We start from the raw sequence: 17,795 nt of genomic DNA on the forward strand, positions 1-17,795 counted from the left end.
TATTTAACTAATTTTGCATTGAATGAATGCCCTGAAAGAGCACAGCGGAGTGTGATCTGACTCACTATATGAAAGCGGTATTATCCATGTAGCGTGCTGAATAGCGGTTTTATAGCAGAACAATAATCTGGCATTGGACGCAAACCCGCATAAACACACTGTTTTTCAGTGATGGCGCTATAAATGAAAAAAACAATCAGAACATAAGGAAAAGTAATCACATGCGGCGTGAATGAAATTGCAGTAATCCTGAGTATTTATTCATATAGATAAAGGCCGTCCAGGGCGATTGATCCAGGTCATCGCCGACAGAGGCTAAAAATGGCAGGCTTGTCCCCTTTCTCCGGGACGGTCTATCAGATTATGCAGTTACAGAAATTAGTCAATATGTTTGGTGGGGATCTTTTGCAGCGCTACGGGCAAAAGGTTCATAAGCTGACGCTGCACGGCGGGTTTAGCTGCCCGAATCGCGACGGCACCATCGGGCGCGGAGGCTGCACCTTCTGTAACGTCGCGTCGTTTGCCGATGAGGCGCAGCAGCACCATTCTATCGCTGAGCAGCTTGCCCACCAGGCCAGCCTGGTGAACCGTGCGAAGCAGTATCTGGCCTATTTTCAGGCTTACACCAGCACGTGGGCGGAGGTGCAGGTATTGCGATCGATGTATCAGCAGGCCGTCAGCCAGGCCAGTATCGTTGGGCTGTGCGTGGGAACCCGCCCGGACTGCGTACCGGACGCGGTGCTGGACCTGCTCAGCGAGTACAAAGAACAAGGCTACGAGATCTGGCTGGAGCTGGGCTTGCAAACGGCACATGATAAAACGCTGCACCGTATCAACCGTGGCCATGATTTCGCCTGCTACCAGCGCACCACGCGGCTGGCACGCGAGCGCGGGCTGAAGGTCTGTTCACATCTGATTGTCGGTCTGCCCGGTGAAGGTCAACAGCATGGCCTTGAAACCCTGGAAAAAGTCGTTGAAACCGGCGTGGACGGCATCAAGCTTCATCCGCTGCATATCGTGAAGGGCAGCATTATGGCGAAAGCCTGGGAGGCCGGGCGGTTAAGCGGTATCGAGCTTGAGGACTATACGGTGACGGCGGGGGAGATTATTCGCCACACGCCAGCGGAGATTGTCTACCACCGCATCTCGGCCAGCGCCCGCCGTCCAACGCTTCTGGCACCGCTGTGGTGTGAGAACCGCTGGACGGGGATGGTGGAAATTGACCGCTACCTGCAGGAGAACGGCGTACAGGGTTCGGCGCTGGGCCGCCCGTGGGTTCCGCGTCTACCGGCGACGGCCGCCTAACAAACTCCCCAGCATGCCGCGCACGATCTGATTGGTGACCTGTCGCGCGGCGCTTTTCGCCATCGTCTGCACTACGCCGTCGCGTTTGCCGCCGCGCGGCCCGGTGCTGCCGAACAGGATGTCTTTGAGTCCGCCAAGAATGCCGTCATCCACGGCGACAGACTGCCCTTTAGCGGCAGGCGCATCCTGCGATTCCGTTGTCGCCTGGACTCCTTTTTGCAGCATCTCGAACGCGGACTCGCGATCCACCTCGTCTTCATATTTCCCGTAAACCGGAGAGTGGTTAATCAGGCCGTTGCGCTCATCGTCGGTCACCGGCCCCATGCGCGAGCAAGGTGCAATGACCATGGCGCGTTCCACTACGGACGGGCTACCCTTCGCATCGAGGAACGAGATCAGCGCTTCACCGGTGCCCAGCGCCTGAATGGCGGCTTCGGTATCAAAGGCCGGATTGGCGCGCATGGTTTGCGCAGCGGCTTTTACCGCTTTTTGATCTTTCGGCGTGAAGGCGCGCAGGGCGTGCTGTACGCGGTTACCGAGTTGTCCCAGCACGTTATCGGGGATATCCGACGGGTTTTGCGAGACAAACCAGACGCCGACGCCTTTGGAGCGGATCAGGCGGATAACCTGCTCGATCTTGTCCAGCAGCACCTGCGGTGCATCGTTAAACAGCAGGTGCGCTTCATCAAAGAAGAACACCAGCTTCGGCTTCTCAAGGTCGCCCGCCTCTGGCAGCTGTTCGTAAAGTTCAGAGAGCATCCACAGCAGGCTGGCGGCGTAGAGTTTCGGCATCTGGTAGAGCTTTTCGGAGCTCAGGATGTTAATAATCCCTTTTCCGCTGCTGTCGGTGCGCATCCAGTCTTTGATATCCAGCATTGGCTCGCCGAAGAAGTGCTCGGCACCCTGTTGCTCCAGCGTCAGTAGGCCACGCTGAATTGCGCCCACCGAGGCGCTGCTGATGTTGCCGTACTGGTTCTGGAAGGATTTGGCGTTATCGCCGATGTACTGCGTAATGGCGCGCAGATCTTTGAAATCAAGCAGCAGCAACCCCTGGTCATCGGCAATACGGAAGATGATATTCAATACGCCGGACTGCACGTCGTTGAGGTTAAGCAAACGGGCCAGCAGCAAGGGACCGAGATCGGAGACGGTGGCGCGCACCGGGTGGCCTTTTTCACCGAAGATGTCCCATACCACCACCGGGTTACCGTGCGGCGTCCAGTCCGTGATGCCGATATTCTTCAACCGTTCGAGCAGTTTTTCAGAGGCGGTCCCTTCCTGAGCCACACCGGTTAAATCGCCTTTTACGTCAGCCATAAAGACCGGTACGCCAATCTCTGAAAGCGACTCCGCCAGCTTTTGCAGGGTGACGGTTTTCCCCGTCCCGGTCGCGCCGGTGATCAGACCGTGGCGGTTCGCCATCGCGGGCAGTAAATAGAGCTCTTTTTCCAGCGTCCGGGCAATTAACAATGGTGTACTCATGATGCGCTTCCTCTCGTAGTCCTGGGTGGAGTATAAGCAACCTGACGGTAAAACGGCTGAGTAAATTGCTGACTTTGCGGCGCATTATCCAGCGCGGACTATGCTTTTGCATACGGTTCACAAAATAGTGGGAAACTATGTCCAGATTCTTCTTTAACGATCGCAAACAGCTGGTCAACGATGCCATTGAAGGCATACTGCTTTCTGCGCCACATGCCAATCTCGTCAAGCTTGATATCGATCCGGCCATCCGGATCGTCGCGCGCGGCGACTGGGATAAAAGCCGCGTGGCGGTAATTTCCGGCGGCGGCTCAGGCCATGAACCCGCACACGCCGGGTTTGTTGGCAAAGGGATGCTGACGGCGGCAGTGTGCGGCGATCTGTTTGCCTCGCCGAGCGTGGATGCGGTACTGAATGCCATCGTCGCGGTCACGGGCGATCGCGGCTGTCTGCTGATCGTCAAAAACTACACCGGCGACCGCCTGAACTTCGGCCTGGCCGCTGAAAAGGCCAAACGCTTCGGCCTGAAGGTGGAGATGGTGATTGTGGCGGACGATATCGCGCTGCCGGATAACAAGCAGCCGCGCGGTATTGCCGGCACGGCACTGGTGCACAAGATTGCGGGCTATGCGGCGGAACAGGGGAAATCGCTGAGCGAGGTGCGGGATATTGCGCAACAGGCCTGCGATAACCTCTGGAGCCTGGGCGTAGCGATGCAAACGTGCAACCTGCCGGGCAGCGACGATGAAGAGGGGCGCATTAAGCAAGGCCATGTCGAGCTGGGCCTGGGCATTCACGGCGAGCCCGGGGCTTCCGTGGTGGATACGCAAAACAGCAAAGCCGTTATCGACACCCTGGTGACGCCGTTACGCGCGCAGGCGGGGGAGGGGCGTTTTGCGGTGCTGATTAACAATCTTGGCGGCGTATCGGCGCTGGAGATGGCGCTGCTGACCAAAGAGCTGGCGCACTCGGCGCTGAAAGAGAATATCGCGTACCTGATTGGCCCTGCGCCACTGGTCAGCGCGCTGGATATGAAAGGCTTTTCTCTGACGCTGCTGAAGCTCAACGATTTCTTTGAAAAGGCGATTCACGCCGACGTCGAGACGCTGGGCTGGCAGAAGCCCGTCGCATTTGCGCCACTGCGCACCGTGGCGCATAGCGCCATTCATGACCGTGTGGAGCACACTCCGTCTGACAATCCACAGGTGCGTGCGTTTGTCTCCTCCGTGTCGACAACGCTGCTCCAGCTCGAAAACCGCCTGAACGCGCTGGATGCTAAAGTGGGGGATGGCGATACCGGCTCTACCTTTGCGCAAGGGGCGCGGGATATTGCGCAGCGCCTGGAGGAGAACGCGCTCCCGCTTAACGATGTGTCTAAGCTGCTGCTGCTGGTTGGCGAGCGGCTGGCCACGGTGATGGGCGGATCGAGCGGTGTATTAATGTCGATCTTCTTTACCGCGGCCGGGCAAAAGCTTCACGATGGCCAGTCGCTACCGGAAGCGTTGCTGAGCGGGCTGGCGCAGATGAAGCAGTACGGCGGGGCGGATCTCGGCGATCGCACGCTGATCGATGCGCTGCAACCGGCGCTGGAGGCGTTACAGAAAGGCAATATTCAGGCGGCAGCGCAGGCCGCGCAGCAGGGCGCAGAAGCAACGTCGAAAATGGCGAAAGCCGGCGCGGGACGCTCGTCGTATGTCAATAAAGAGAACCTGGATGGGGTGATGGATCCGGGAGCGGTCGCGGTAGCGGAAGTATTTAACGTATTGGCGCAGCAGTGAAAGTAGGCCGGGTAAGGCGAAGCCGCCACCCGGCAAACTCACATCAGAAATCTGCTTTCAGCACCACGCGGTAGCGGGCTTTGCCGTCGCGCACGTGCTGGATCGCTTCGTTGATTTTTGACATCGGATACAGTTCGGTGGTCGGCGCCACTTTGGTGCGTCCGGCGAATTTCATCAGTTTGCGCAGCTCGTACGGCGTACCGGTTGCAGAACCGGAGATGCTGCGATCCCCGCCGATCAGGGTAAACGCCGGAACCGGCAGCGGCTTCATTACCGCACCCACGGTGTGGAAGTTACCGCCGTAGGCCAGCGCTTCAAAGTACGGCTGCCAGTCGAGATCGACGTTCACGGTGTTGATGATCAGGTCAAACTGGCCCGCCAGCGCGTTCAGCGCGTCCGGATCGCGGCTGTTCACCACTTTATCCGCCCCCATCGCCAGCACTTCTTTCTCTTTCGCCGGGTTCGAGCTGAACGCCGTGACTTCACAGCCCATCGCGTGCAGCAGCTTAATGGCAATATGCCCCAGTCCGCCGATACCGATGACGCCGACGCGGCTGGTGGCGGTGATATGGTGCATCAGCAGCGGCTTGAAGACGGTGATGCCGCCACACAGCAGCGGACCGGCGGATTCGATATCAATGCTGTCCGGCAGCGGGATGACCCATTGCCAGTCGGCGCGCAGTTTATCGGCAAAACCACCTTTGTTGAGAATGGTGGGAACGGCGCCTTCGAGGCAGTTGATTTGATTGCCGCTGATACAGGCATCGCAGTGACCGCAACTGCGTGCCGTCCAGCCAATGCCCACGCGCTGGCCCACTTTGAGCCCTTTGTCCTGCGCGGCGCTACCGAGCGCCACGACGCGGCCAATAACTTCGTGCCCGGCAACCAGCGGATAGCTGGAGAAGCCCCATTCGTTGTCGATCATCGAGAGATCCGAGTGGCAGATCCCGCAGTAATCAACCTGTACTTCGACGTCTTCTGCTTTTAGTTCGCCCGCATCGTACTCGTACAGCTCAAGTTCTGCACCCGCCTGCGGTGCGGCGTAGCTTTTTATCTTCGACATCGTGTTTCCCCCGTTGTGGTGTGAACTGAGAGTGTAGAGCATTCAGTTTACAGCCGCTTAACAGAAGAGGGCAGGAACGAAAGTTACAGACTTTTCAGCATTCTGACTTCGCAATCAACGTGGCCGGTACAGCCCAGCGGCGCATCGATATGCTCAAAGCCCAGATGTTCATACAGGCCGATGGCCTCTTTGAGGAAGGCGGTCGTTTCAAGGTAGCAGCGGGTAAAACCCTGCTTGCGCGCGTGGTCCAGCGCCATCAGCGCCAGCTTTTTTGCCAGTCCTTGTCCGCGTGCCGTTGGCAGGAAATACATTTTCTGCAGTTCGCAGATATCCGGCTCGCTGCAGCTGAGGGGCGCCACGCCGCCGCCGCCCACGACCTGACCGTTCTGCTCGATGACCCAGTAGGCATGACCAGGCTGGCTGTAGAGCTGGAAAAGCGCGTCCAGATTCGGGTCGGCAACCGTGTAGCCCTTGTCAGCCGTCAGTCCATATTCGGCAGAAACGGTGCGAATAACGGCGGCGATAGCCGGGTTATCCTGCTCAGCGATCCGGCGCATCGTCGTCGCGACGGGGGTAATCACGCTCATAGCATTACTCATTACAAAAATTGACACATAACTGCTGTTAATAGCACCGCAGAAAGGGGAGTGCAAGCGAGGAGTTTTCAGGAAGGTTACCCCTTACGCCCTGAAGCGTAAGGGGTAAAAGCATTACAGGGCAGCGATAACCGCCTGCTGCTCAATCAGCTTGGTCTTCGCATCGGCGAAGGCAACCAGACGCTCACGCTCTTTCGCGATGACCGCTTCCGGCGCGCGGGCAACAAAGCCTTCGTTCGCCAGCTTGCTTTCGATTTTGCCAATTTCCACGTCGACTTTCGCCACTTCTTTCGCCAGACGAGCCAGCTCAGCGTCTTTGTCGATCAGACCCGCCATCGGGATCAGCAGCTCGGCGCCGTCGATGATTTTGGTCACGGAAACCGGACCTTTGTCATCAGCAGGCAGCACGGTGATGCTTTCCAGACGCGCCATGGTTTTCAGGAAGGTGTTGTTCTCGGTGACGCGACGAACGGCCGCTTCGCTACAGCCGCGCAGCAGCAGCTCCAGCGGTTTGCCCGGCGCGATGTTCATTTCAGCACGAATGTTACGTACCGCCACGATCGCCTGCTTCAGCCACTCGGTATCCGCAGACGCCGCTTCATCAACCTTAGCCGCATCGAACGCCGGGAACGGCTGCAGCATGATGGTGTCGGCGTTGATGCCTGCAATCACCTTCACGCGCTGCCAGATGGTCTCGGTGATGAATGGAATAACCGGATGCGCCAGGCGCAGCAGGCCTTCCAGAACGGTAATCAGCGTGTTGCGCGTGCCGCGCAGTTCCGCCTCAGTGCCGCCGTTCATGACCGGCTTCGCCAGCTCCAGATACCAGTCACAGAACTGGTTCCAGGTGAATTCATACAGAATGCCCGCCGCGATATCGAAGCGGTAGCTGTCCAGCGCGTCGCGGAACGCTTTCACGGTCTGGTTGAATTCCGCCAGGATCCAGCGGTCGGCCAGGGAGAGGGTCATCTCGCCGCCGTTGAAGCCGCAATCCTGATCTTCGGTGTTCATCAGCACAAAGCGGCTGGCGTTCCACAGCTTGTTACAGAAGTTACGGTAACCTTCCAGACGCTTCATGTCCCAGTTGATGTCACGGCCGGTCGAGGCCAGCGCTGCCAGGGTGAAGCGCAGGGCGTCGGTACCGTGAGCCTCAATCCCGTTCGGGAACTGTTTCTCGGTGCGCTTGCGGATTTTCTCCGCCAGCTGAGGCTGCATCATGTTGCCGGTGCGTTTTTCCAGCAGCTCTTCCAGAGAAATACCGTCAACCATATCCAGCGGGTCAATGACGTTACCCTTGGATTTGGACATCTTCTGGCCTTCGTCGTCGCGGATCAGACCGGTCATGTAGACGGTATGGAACGGAACCTGCGGCTTGCCGTCTTCGTCTTTGATGAAGTGCATGGTCATCATGATCATGCGGGCAATCCAGAAGAAGATAATGTCGAAGCCGGACACCATCACGCTGGTTGGGTGGAACTGACGCAGCGCGTCGGTGTTTTCTGGCCAGCCGAGGGTGGAGAAGGTCCACAGCGCGGAGGAGAACCAGGTATCCAGCACGTCTTCGTCCTGACGCAGGGCAACGTCAGCGCTCAGGTTGTTTTCCTGGCGCACTTCATCTTCGCTGCGGCCAACGTACACGTTGCCTTCGTTGTCGTACCATGCCGGGATACGGTGACCCCACCACAGCTGACGGGAGATACACCAGTCCTGAATATCGCGCATCCAGGAGAAGTACATGTTTTCGTACTGCTTCGGCACGAACTGAATGCTGCCGTTTTCAACCGCTTCCACAGCCGGTTTCGCCAGCACGTCGGCACGCACGTACCACTGGTCGGTCAGCATTGGCTCGATAACCACGCCGCCACGGTCGCCGTATGGCACGGTCAGGTCGTGAGGCTTGATCTCTTCCAGCAGGCCCAGTGCGTCAACGGCAGCCACAATCGCTTTACGCGCGGCAAAGCGTTCCAGCTTCTGGAACTCGGCCGGGATGTCGCTGGAATAAACGTCGGATTCGTTGCCTTTGGTGTCGTACACTTCTGCGCTTTCGCGGATATCGCCGTCGAAGGTCAGAATGTTGATCATCGGCAGGGCGTGACGACGACCCACTTCATAGTCGTTGAAGTCGTGCGCCGGGGTGATTTTCACGCAGCCGGTGCCTTTTTCCATGTCGGCGTGTTCGTCGCCCACAATCGGAATACGGCGGTTTACCAGCGGCAGCACCACGAATTTGCCAATCAGATCTTTATAACGCGGATCTTCCGGGTTAACGGCCACGCCGGTATCGCCCAGCAGGGTTTCCGGACGGGTGGTCGCGACCACCAGGTAATCTTTACCGTCAGCGGTTTTTGCGCCGTCGGCCAGCGGATAGCGGATGTGCCACATGGAGCCCTTGGACTCGCGGTTTTCCACTTCCAGATCGGAAATCGCGGTGCGCAGTTTTGGATCCCAGTTAACCAGGCGCTTGCCGCGGTAAATCAGGTCTTCTTTGTACAGGCGGACGAAGACTTCTTTCACGGCGTTGGAAAGGCCTTCATCCATGGTGAAGCGCTCGCGCTCCCAGTCCACGGAGTTGCCGAGACGGCGCATCTGACGGGTAATGGTGCCGCCAGATTCCGCTTTCCACTGCCAGATTTTGTCGATGAACGCGTCGCGACCGTAGTCGTGGCGGGTTTTCCCTTCTTCAGCGGCAATTTTACGCTCAACCACCATCTGGGTCGCGATACCCGCGTGGTCAGTCCCCGCCTGCCACAGGGTGTTTTTGCCCTGCATGCGCTGGTAGCGGATCATGGTGTCCATGATGGTCTGCTGGAAAGCATGACCCATATGCAAACTGCCGGTGACGTTCGGCGGCGGGATCATGATGCAGAAGGACTCTTTGCTTTCGTCGCCGTTAGGCTTGAAATAGCCCTGCTGTTCCCAGTGCTCGTAAAGCGGCTGTTCGATATCGCGTGGGTTATATGTCTTTTCCATTATTTCCAGGTTGCCGTATTCAGGTTAAAACCAGCCAGGCGGTACGCTTTATAGCGTTCGCGCGCCAGTTGTTTCAAGGATTCTTCGTAAGGGACAAAGTCTACCACTTCTGTGAAAGCGGTGGCAAAATCTGCAAAATCTATCCGAAGGCTAATCAGAATGTCGCGCGCGCTGCTGTTGCGCTTTTGCGGCCAGGCAATTTCCACCGGCGCCCCGCCGCGTGGCCCTTCGCCTGACAGGTTATGCGGAACAAAGCTCTCCGGCGGGCGGGCCCACAGCGCTTCATCGAGACGAATCGCCTGCTGCTCATCTTCACAGGCTATCAACACGCGTTTGCCTGCGCGCCAACGTTCTGCGGCAATTTCACACACCAGTTGTTCGACGGCGCTGAGTCCATCCTGATGGGTGTCGTTGTCCAGAAGGTAGAACGTTGCATTCTTCATATATGGGGCTTCTTGTCGTGGATTTAAATGCAAAGCCGGGTGGCGCTTCGCTTACCCGGCCTACGGTTGAGTGGCGTGTAGGCCGGGTAAGGCGAAGCCGCCACCCGGCATTTTATATCATTCGTCGCCGTTAAAACCCGCACGGTTGAGCAGGAACTGCGACAGCAGCGCTACCGGACGACCGGTTGCGCCTTTGGCCTTACCGGAGCGCCATGCGGTACCCGCGATATCCAGGTGCGCCCAGTTGTACTTGCGGGTGAAGCGCGCCAGGAAGCAGCCCGCGGTGATCGCCCCGCCAGGACGTCCGCCGATGTTCGCCATATCCGCGAAGTTAGACTCCAGCTGCTCCTGATATTCGTCACCCAGCGGCAGACGCCATGCGCGGTCACCGGCCTGCTCCGAGGCGCTAATCAGCTCGTGCGCCAGCGGATTATGGTTAGACATCAGGCCGGTAATGTGGTGGCCAAGGGCAATCACGCAGGCACCGGTCAGGGTGGCGACGTCAATGACCGCTTCTGGCTCGAAGCGCTCAACGTAGGTCAACACGTCACAGAGTACCAGACGGCCTTCAGCGTCGGTGTTCAGCACTTCTACCGTCTGGCCAGACATGGTGGTCAGGACGTCACCCGGGCGATACGCGCGACCGCCGGGCATGTTTTCGCAGCCCGCCAGGACCCCGATCACGTTGATCGGCAGCTGGAGTTCCGCGACCATGCGCATCACGCCGTAAACCGCCGCCGCGCCGCACATGTCGTATTTCATCTCGTCCATGCCTTCGGCAGGCTTGATGGAGATACCGCCGGAATCGAAGGTCAGGCCTTTACCGACCAGCACGACAGGGCGCGCGTCTTCGGCCGGGTTGCCCTTGTACTCGATAACCGACATCAGGGATTCGTTCTGCGAGCCGTTACCCACCGCCAGGTAAGAGTGCATTCCCAGCTCTTTCATCTGCTGTTCGCCGATGACGCGGGTAATCACGTTTTTGCTGTAGGCGTCTGCCAGCTGGCGCGCCTGAGAGGCGAGGTAAGCGGCGTTACAGATGTTCGGCGGCATGTTGCCGAGATCTTTTGCCGCTTTAATACCGGCGGCAATGGCCAGACCGTGCTGAATGGCGCGCTCGCCGCTGGTCAGCTCGCGACGGGTTGGCACGTTAAAGACCATTTTACGCAGCGGACGACGCGGCTCGCTTTTATTGGTCTTCAGCTGATCGAAGCTGTACAGGCTCTCTTTTGCCGTTTCGACTGCCTGACGCACTTTCCAGTAGGTGTTACGCCCTTTAACGTGCAGCTCGGTCAGGAAGCATACCGCTTCCATTGAACCGGTATCATTCAGCGTATTGATGGTTTTCTGAATCACCTGCTTGTACTGACGTTCATCCAGCTCGCGTTCTTTGCCGCAGCCAATCAGCAGAATGCGCTCTGACAGTACGTTCGGAACATGGTGCAGTAACAGCGTCTGCCCAGGTTTGCCTTCCAGTTCGCCACGGCGCAGCAGGGCGCTAATATAGCCGTCACTGATTTTATCGAGTTGTTCGGCGATCGGGGAGAGTCGGCGTGGTTCAAAGACGCCCACAACGATGCAGGCACTCCGCTGTTTCTCCGGGCTACCGCTTTTTACACTGAACTCCATGCACTACGCTCCTGAATCTTAAAGACAACGGCGGCGGCTACGGATAGAATTGAAACCTTTCGTAACTCATGTCCGCTGTTGTGGTGACTTCGTGTTAATCTTACGTTACTACGGTTTCGACACGTCAGAAAAAGTCCTGAAGCGTGAATCCGCCGGATGTTTTAATCTTAGCGATGATTTCGACGACTCAAGAGAATAAATGACGTTTAAGCCATGAAACAAGCGATTTTCCAGCAAAGAGACGGGTTTTTACGGGCGTATTTAAAGTGATAATCATAAGATATCTGGTGCGGGAGACGCTCAAAAGCCAACTGGCGATCCTCTTCATCCTGCTGCTGATTTTTTTCTGTCAGAAGCTGGTTAAGATCCTCGGTGCGGCCGTTGACGGCGAAATTCCAACAAATCTGGTGCTTTCCCTGCTTGGTTTAGGGATCCCGGAAATGGCGCAGCTTATCCTGCCGCTAAGTCTTTTCCTTGGCCTGCTCATGACGCTTGGGAAACTCTACACCGAGAGTGAAATCACGGTGATGCATGCCTGTGGCCTGAGCAAAGCGGTGCTGGTCAAAGCCGCCATGATACTGGCGCTGTTCACGGGGATCGTTGCGGCGGTGAATGTGATGTGGGCGGGTCCTCTGTCTTCTCGCCATCAGGACGAAGTGCTGGCCGAAGCGAAAGCCAACCCCGGCATGGCGGCGTTAGCCCAGGGGCAGTTCCAGCAGGCAACCGACGGGAACTCCGTGCTGTTTATTGAGAGCGTTGACGGCAGCAAATTCAACGATGTTTTCCTGGCGCAGCTGCGTCCTAAAGGTAACGCGCGTCCTTCTGTGGTGGTTGCCGACTCCGGTCAGCTTGCTCAGCGCAAAGATGGTTCTCAGGTCGTGACGCTGAACAAAGGCACCCGTTTCGAAGGCACCGCGATGCTGCGTGACTTCCGCATTACGGATTTCCAGAACTATCAGGCCATTATCGGCCATCAGACCGTGGCGCTCGATCCAACGGATACCGAGCAAATGGACATGCGTACCCTCTGGAATACCGATACCAACCGAGCGCGTGCTGAGTTCCACTGGCGTATTACGCTTGTCTTCACCGTGTTCATGATGGCGCTGATTGTCGTTCCGCTGAGCGTGGTGAACCCGCGTCAGGGACGCGTGCTCTCTATGCTACCAGCGATGCTGCTTTACCTGATCTATTTCCTGCTGCAAACCTCGATTCGTTCCAACGGCGCGAAGGGTAAGCTGGACCCAATGGTCTGGACATGGTTCGTTAACAGCCTGTACATCTTACTGGCGCTGGGGTTAAACCTGTGGGATACGGTGCCTGTGCGCCGCATACGTGCCCGATTCTCGCGTAAAGGAGCCATCTAATGCAGGCGTTTGGCGTTCTTGATCGCTATATCGGTAAAACCATTTTTACCACCATCATGATGACGTTGTTCATGCTGGTGTCCCTCTCCGGCATTATCAAATTTGTCGATCAGCTGAAAAAAGCCGGGCAGGGGAGCTATGACGCGCTGGGCGCGGGGATGTATACCCTGCTCAGCGTGCCGAAAGATGTGCAGATCTTCTTCCCGATGGCGGCCCTGCTGGGGGCGCTGCTGGGGCTGGGGATGCTGGCGCAGCGCAGTGAGCTGGTCGTTATGCAGGCTTCGGGTTTTACCCGTATGCAGGTCGCGCTGTCGGTAATGAAAACCGCCATCCCCCTGGTGCTGTTGACCATGGCGATTGGCGAGTGGGTCGCGCCGCAGGGCGAACAGATGGCGCGTAACTATCGTGCTCAGGCGATGTACGGCGGCTCACTGCTCTCGACTCAGCAAGGTTTATGGGCGAAAGACGGTAAAAACTTCGTCTACATCGAACGGGTGAAGGGGAATGATGAACTGGGCGGAGTGAGCATCTACGCTTTCGATGACCAGCGCCGTCTGCAGTCCGTTCGCCACGCCTCTTCGGCGAAGTTTGACGCCGAACATAAGCAGTGGCGGTTGTCCCAGGTTGATGAATCTGACCTGACCGATCCGAAACAGATTACGGGTTCTCAGACGGTAACCGGTACGTGGAAAACCAACCTGACGCCCGATAAGCTCGGCGTCGTGGCGCTGGATCCTGACGCGCTCTCCATCAGTGGTTTACACAACTATGTGAAATACCTGAAGTCGAGCGGACAGGATGCGGGACGCTATCAGCTCAACATGTGGAGCAAAATCTTCCAGCCGATGTCCGTGGCGGTAATGATGCTGATGGCGCTGTCGTTTATCTTCGGCCCGTTGCGCAGCGTGCCGATGGGGGTCCGCGTCGTGACCGGCATCAGCTTCGGCTTTGTGTTCTACGTGCTCGATCAGATCTTCGGTCCGCTGACGCTGGTTTATGGCATTCCGCCGATTATCGGTGCGCTGCTGCCAAGCGCCAGCTTCCTCCTGATCAGTCTCTGGCTGCTATTGAAACGCTCCTGATTGACCTCTCCTCGCTTCCGGTTACCCGGGAGCGAGGCTAATCTCCTGTTTCACCCCGCACTTTTTCTCACAACCTTCAACGTCCCGCCGCGAATTTGAGTATTATTGAGCGATAACGTCGTGAAGGGATCCTCTATGAAGCAAATTCGAATGCTTGCCCAGTATTACGTCGACCTGATGATGAAGCTTGGGCTGGTGCGTTTTTCCATGCTGCTTGCGCTGGCGCTGGTCGTTCTGGCCATTGTCGTGCAAATGGCGGTTACCATGGTTCTGCATGGTCAGGTCGAGAGTATCGACGTCATCCGCTCCATCTTCTTTGGCTTGCTTATTACTCCCTGGGCGGTCTATTTCCTTTCCGTGGTGGTTGAACAGCTGGAAGAGTCCCGTCAGCGTTTGTCTAAGCTGGTGGATAAGCTGGAAGAGATGCGCGAGCGTGACCTGAAGCTCAACGTCCAGCTCAAAGACAACATTGCGCAGCTGAATCAGGAGATTTCAGATCGTGAGAAAGCGGAGGCCGAGCGTCAGGCCACCCTGGAGCAGCTGAAAATCGAAATGAAAGAGCGCGAGGTCACGCAGATCCAGCTTGAGCAGCAATCTTCTTTCCTGCGGTCGTTCCTGGATGCGTCGCCGGATCTGGTGTTCTACCGTAATGAAGATAAAGAATTTTCCGGCTGTAACCGGGCGATGGAGTTGCTTACCGGAAAAAGCGAGAAGCAGCTGATTCACCTGAAGCCGCAGGACGTTTACTCTGAAGAGGCGGCGGCCAAGGTCATGGAGACCGACGAAAAAGTCTTCCGTCATAACGTCTCGCTGACCTATGAACAGTGGCTGGATTACCCGGACGGGCGCAAAGCCTGCTTTGAGATCCGTAAGGTACCCTACTATGACCGCGTGGGGAAACGCCACGGCCTGATGGGCTTTGGCCGCGATATTACCGAGCGTAAGCGCTATCAGGATGCCCTGGAGCGCGCCAGCCGCGACAAGACCACCTTTATCTCCACCATCAGCCACGAGCTGCGTACGCCGCTTAACGGCATCGTCGGGTTGAGCCGTATTCTGCTGGATACCGACCTGACCGCAGAGCAGGAAAAATACCTCAAGACTATCCATGTTTCAGCGGTCACGCTGGGTAATATCTTCAACGATATTATTGATATGGATAAGATGGAGCGCCGTAAAGTTCAGCTTGATAACCAGCCTGTGGATTTCACCAGCTTCCTTGCCGATCTGGAAAACCTGTCTGGCCTGCAGGCGCAGCAGAAGGGATTGAGCTTTGTCATGGAGCCAACCCTGCCGCTGCCGCATAAAGTGGTGACGGACGGCACGCGACTGCGCCAGATCCTGTGGAACCTGATCAGCAACGCGGTGAAATTTACCCAGAAAGGAAAGGTGGCGGTGCGTATCCGCTATGACGAAGGTGACATGCTGCACTTCGAGGTGGAAGACTCCGGGATGGGTATTCCGCTGGAGGAGCAGGACAAAATCTTCGCCATGTACTATCAGGTGAAAGACAGCAACGGTGGGAAACCGGCCACCGGTACGGGCATTGGCCTGGCGGTGTCTAAACGTCTGGCGAAGAGTATGGGCGGCGATATCACCGTTGCCAGCCAGCCGGGCAAAGGGTCAACCTTCACGCTGACGGTCCATGCCCCTGCGGTGGCGGAAGAGGTAGAGGATACCTTTGAAAATGACGATATGCCGCTGCCTGCCCTGCACGTCCTGCTGGTGGAAGATATTGAGCTGAACGTAATTGTGGCGCGCTCTGTACTGGAAAAACTGGGCAACAGCGTGGATGTCGCGATGACCGGCAAAGACGCGCTGGAGATGTTTAAACCAGGCGAATACGATCTCGTTCTGCTGGATATTCAATTACCGGATATGACCGGGCTGGATATCTCGCGCGAGTTGACGCGTCAGTACGCGGCCGACGAACTGCCGCCGCTGGTTGCCCTGACGGCGAACGTGCTGAAAGATAAAAAAGAGTATCTCGATGCCGGTATGGACGATGTTCTCAGCAAGCCGCTGGCGGTGCCTGCTCTGACCGCTATGATCAAAAAGTTCTGGGATACCCATGATGAAGAGGAGAGCACCATGACGTCTGTTGATAGCGCAAAAGCCCAAACGATACTCGATACCGCGATGCTGGAGCAGTACATCGATCTGGTGGGGCCGAAACTGATTACCGACGGTCTGGCGGTGTTCGAAAAAATGATGCCGGGCTATCTGAGCGTGCTGGAATCCAACCTGACGGCCCGTGACCAGAAGGGGATCGTGGAAGAAGGACATAAAATCAAAGGTGCCGCCGGCTCGGTTGGCTTACGCCATCTGCAGCAGCTGGGGCAACAGATTCAGTCGCCTGATTTACCTGCATGGGAAGATAACGTGGGTGATTGGGTTGAAGAGATGAAACAGGAATGGCAAAACGATGTGGCGGTGCTAAAAGCCTGGGTTGACGCCAGAAAAAAATGACCCCGGATTAACCGGGGTGCGCGAATACTGCGCCAACACCAGGGAAATCGTGGCTGCGCCTGTTTTTAAACGTTATTTTTGAAAGGGCGCTGCCTGAAAAATTTAGGCCGCACGCAGATAAGATAGCAAATCTTAAATGGTTTGTTACATGAATCAGTGAAATGTGTGAAGCATAGCGTTTTAATCAAAATTATTAATGTGCTTCAGCAAGTTGCAGAAAAGGATTGTCATGATGAAAAAGATTGGTGTCGTGCTAAGCGGATGCGGTGTTTACGATGGCTCTGAGATACATGAAGCCGTCATCACGCTGCTGGCCCTGGCTAAGCAGGGAGCCGAGGTGATTTGTTTTGCGCCAGACAAAAATCAGGCGGATGTGATTAACCATCTGACCGGTGAGCCAATGGCGGAAACCCGTAACGTGCTGATTGAAGCCGCGCGCATTGCGCGAGGTGACATCCATCCTCTTATTCAGGCAGACCCTGCAGAGCTTGATGCGCTCATTGTGCCGGGTGGGTTTGGCGCAGCCAAAAATCTCAGTACCTTTGCCGCGCAGGGCGCGGAGTGTCAGATCGATCCTCATCTCAAAGCGCTGTCGCAGGCCATGCATGCGGCAGGGAAACCGCTGGGCTTTATCTGTATCGCACCGGCGATGTTGCCTAAAATTTTTGATTTCCCGCTGCGCCTGACTATCGGGACGGATATTGATACCGCAGAGATCGTCGAGGAAATGGGGGGCGAACACGTTCCGTGCCCGGTGGATGACATTGTGGTTGATGAAGATAACAAGATTGTCACCACGCCTGCGTATATGCTGGCGAAGAATATCGCGGAAGCCGCCGTGGGCATTGAAAAACTGGTCGCCCGCGTGCTGGTGCTGACGGAATGAGGCGTCCGTTTTCCGCAGGCGCATGGGTGAAACGCCTTCTTCTACGCATTGTTCTCGTCATGGCGGTGTTCTGGGGAGGCGGGCTGGCCGTGTTCAGCATTATGCCGGTCCCGTTCTCTGCCGTGATGGTTGAGCGTCAGCTCGGCGCGTGGCTCAGCGGCGATTTCGGCTATGTTGCCCATTCTGACTGGGTAAGCATGGACGAGATCTCTCCGTTTATGGGGCTGGCGGTCATCGCAGCGGAGGATCAGAAATTCCCGGAGCACTGGGGGTTCGACGTTGCGGCCATTGAGAAGGCGCTGGCCCATAACGAACGCCATGAAAACCGCGTGCGCGGCGCGTCAACGTTGTCGCAGCAGACGGCCAAAAATCTGTTTCTGTGGGACGGCCGCAGCTGGGTGCGAAAGGGGCTGGAAGCGGGGCTCACCCTGGGCATGGAAACGGTCTGGAGCAAAAAGCGCATTCTGACCGTGTATCTCAACGTTGCCGAGTTTGGCGACGGGGTATTTGGTGTCGAAGCTGCATCACAACGCTATTTTAATAAACCCGCCAGCAAGCTGAGCATGTCTGAGGCGGCGCTGCTCGCGGCTGTTCTGCCTAATCCCATCCGTTTTAAAGCCAGTGCCCCCTCAGGGTACGTGCGAAGCCGTCAGGCGTGGATTATGCGCCAGATGCGTCAGTTGGGAGGAGAAGGGTTTATGGAGAGCAACAAACTTATGTAGGGC

The 17,795-nt window shown here is 56.8% G+C and carries 13 protein-coding genes; 7 read left to right on the forward strand and 6 right to left on the reverse strand.

Annotated elements, in window-relative coordinates; translation table 11 throughout:
* The first annotated feature begins 363 nt into the window (after window positions 1-363).
* Window positions 364-1,305, forward strand: a complete 942-nt coding sequence (locus ACOTXI_RS11345; protein ID WP_102000900.1) for a TIGR01212 family radical SAM protein — start codon at window positions 364-366, stop codon at window positions 1,303-1,305.
* On the opposite strand, the gene ACOTXI_RS11350 is transcribed toward ACOTXI_RS11345, so the two are convergent.
* Window positions 1,285-2,787 (reverse strand): helicase HerA-like C-terminal domain-containing protein, encoded by a 1,503-nt coding sequence (locus tag ACOTXI_RS11350; RefSeq protein WP_008502820.1) that lies wholly within the window; start codon window positions 2,785-2,787, stop codon window positions 1,285-1,287. The two genes, ACOTXI_RS11345 and ACOTXI_RS11350, sit on opposite strands and share 21 nt — an antisense overlap.
* A 137-nt stretch (window positions 2,788-2,924) precedes the next feature.
* Here ACOTXI_RS11350 and ACOTXI_RS11355 point away from each other — a divergent pair, with 137 nt between their 5' ends.
* On the forward strand, window positions 2,925-4,565 hold the full coding sequence (locus ACOTXI_RS11355) for a dihydroxyacetone kinase subunit DhaK (RefSeq protein WP_008502819.1): 1,641 nt from the start codon (window positions 2,925-2,927) through the stop codon (window positions 4,563-4,565).
* A gap of 43 nt (window positions 4,566-4,608) precedes the next feature.
* Here the strand turns inward: ACOTXI_RS11355 and ahr are convergent, their stop codons facing one another.
* The 5 genes from ahr to pepA form a co-directional block, all read right to left on the reverse strand.
* Window positions 4,609-5,628: an NADPH-dependent aldehyde reductase Ahr gene (gene ahr, locus ACOTXI_RS11360; RefSeq protein WP_008502818.1), complete on the reverse strand. Its 1,020-nt coding sequence runs from the start codon at window positions 5,626-5,628 to the stop codon at window positions 4,609-4,611.
* A gap of 83 nt (window positions 5,629-5,711) precedes the next feature.
* Window positions 5,712-6,215: a GNAT family N-acetyltransferase gene (locus tag ACOTXI_RS11365; protein ID WP_008502817.1), complete on the reverse strand. Its 504-nt coding sequence runs from the start codon at window positions 6,213-6,215 to the stop codon at window positions 5,712-5,714.
* A 123-nt stretch (window positions 6,216-6,338) separates the two neighbouring features.
* Window positions 6,339-9,194, reverse strand: a complete 2,856-nt coding sequence (locus ACOTXI_RS11370; RefSeq protein WP_055321273.1) for a valine--tRNA ligase — start codon at window positions 9,192-9,194, stop codon at window positions 6,339-6,341.
* Window positions 9,194-9,637 carry a DNA polymerase III subunit chi gene (gene holC, locus ACOTXI_RS11375; protein WP_008502815.1) on the reverse strand — a complete coding sequence of 148 codons (444 nt, stop codon included), beginning with the start codon at window positions 9,635-9,637 and terminating at the stop codon, window positions 9,194-9,196. Before holC ends, ACOTXI_RS11370 begins: the two co-directional genes overlap by 1 nt.
* Before the next feature lie 117 nt (window positions 9,638-9,754).
* On the reverse strand, window positions 9,755-11,266 hold the full coding sequence (pepA, locus tag ACOTXI_RS11380; RefSeq protein WP_008501434.1) for a leucyl aminopeptidase: 1,512 nt from the start codon (window positions 11,264-11,266) through the stop codon (window positions 9,755-9,757).
* A gap of 266 nt (window positions 11,267-11,532) precedes the next feature.
* Here pepA and lptF point away from each other — a divergent pair, with 266 nt between their 5' ends.
* From lptF to mtgA, 5 genes are all read left to right on the forward strand, one after another.
* The gene (gene lptF, locus ACOTXI_RS11385; RefSeq protein ID WP_021242268.1) at window positions 11,533-12,633 is read left to right on the forward strand and encodes an LPS export ABC transporter permease LptF; all 1,101 of its coding nucleotides are present in this window, start codon (window positions 11,533-11,535) and stop codon (window positions 12,631-12,633) included.
* Entirely contained in the window at window positions 12,633-13,715 is a 1,083-nt protein-coding gene (gene lptG / locus ACOTXI_RS11390; protein WP_008501437.1) for an LPS export ABC transporter permease LptG, read from the forward strand. The genes lptF and lptG overlap by 1 nt, the downstream gene beginning before the upstream one ends.
* 135 nt (window positions 13,716-13,850) lie before the next feature.
* Window positions 13,851-16,184 (forward strand): aerobic respiration two-component sensor histidine kinase ArcB, encoded by a 2,334-nt coding sequence (gene arcB / locus ACOTXI_RS11395; RefSeq protein WP_058655012.1) that lies wholly within the window; start codon window positions 13,851-13,853, stop codon window positions 16,182-16,184.
* Between the two features lie 232 nt (window positions 16,185-16,416).
* Complete coding sequence (gene elbB / locus ACOTXI_RS11400; protein WP_032653621.1) at window positions 16,417-17,070, forward strand: isoprenoid biosynthesis glyoxalase ElbB; 654 nt, start codon at window positions 16,417-16,419, stop codon at window positions 17,068-17,070.
* Window positions 17,067-17,792 (forward strand): monofunctional biosynthetic peptidoglycan transglycosylase, encoded by a 726-nt coding sequence (gene mtgA / locus ACOTXI_RS11405; protein WP_023326169.1) that lies wholly within the window; start codon window positions 17,067-17,069, stop codon window positions 17,790-17,792. The genes elbB and mtgA overlap by 4 nt, the downstream gene beginning before the upstream one ends.
* The last annotated feature ends 3 nt before the right edge of the window (window positions 17,793-17,795 follow it).

This window comes from Enterobacter cloacae complex sp. BZL2005 (genome assembly GCF_049238885.1).
Lineage (GTDB): Bacteria > Pseudomonadota > Gammaproteobacteria > Enterobacterales > Enterobacteriaceae > Enterobacter > Enterobacter roggenkampii.

Excerpts from the sequence above, each read along its gene's own strand:
- ACOTXI_RS11345 (WP_102000900.1), top strand. The coding sequence starts at position 364 with ATGCAGTTACAGAAATTAGTCAATATGTTTGGTGGGGATCTTTTGCAG.
- ACOTXI_RS11350 (WP_008502820.1), bottom strand. The coding sequence starts at position 2,787 with ATGAGTACACCATTGTTAATTGCCCGGACGCTGGAAAAAGAGCTCTAT.
- ACOTXI_RS11355 (WP_008502819.1), top strand. The coding sequence starts at position 2,925 with ATGTCCAGATTCTTCTTTAACGATCGCAAACAGCTGGTCAACGATGCC.
- ahr (WP_008502818.1), bottom strand. The coding sequence starts at position 5,628 with ATGTCGAAGATAAAAAGCTACGCCGCACCGCAGGCGGGTGCAGAACTT.
- ACOTXI_RS11365 (WP_008502817.1), bottom strand. The coding sequence starts at position 6,215 with ATGAGCGTGATTACCCCCGTCGCGACGACGATGCGCCGGATCGCTGAG.
- ACOTXI_RS11370 (WP_055321273.1), bottom strand. The coding sequence starts at position 9,194 with ATGGAAAAGACATATAACCCACGCGATATCGAACAGCCGCTTTACGAG.
- holC (WP_008502815.1), bottom strand. The coding sequence starts at position 9,637 with ATGAAGAATGCAACGTTCTACCTTCTGGACAACGACACCCATCAGGAT.
- pepA (WP_008501434.1), bottom strand. The coding sequence starts at position 11,266 with ATGGAGTTCAGTGTAAAAAGCGGTAGCCCGGAGAAACAGCGGAGTGCC.
- lptG (WP_008501437.1), top strand. The coding sequence starts at position 12,633 with ATGCAGGCGTTTGGCGTTCTTGATCGCTATATCGGTAAAACCATTTTT.
- arcB (WP_058655012.1), top strand. The coding sequence starts at position 13,851 with ATGAAGCAAATTCGAATGCTTGCCCAGTATTACGTCGACCTGATGATG.
- elbB (WP_032653621.1), top strand. The coding sequence starts at position 16,417 with ATGAAAAAGATTGGTGTCGTGCTAAGCGGATGCGGTGTTTACGATGGC.
- mtgA (WP_023326169.1), top strand. The coding sequence starts at position 17,067 with ATGAGGCGTCCGTTTTCCGCAGGCGCATGGGTGAAACGCCTTCTTCTA.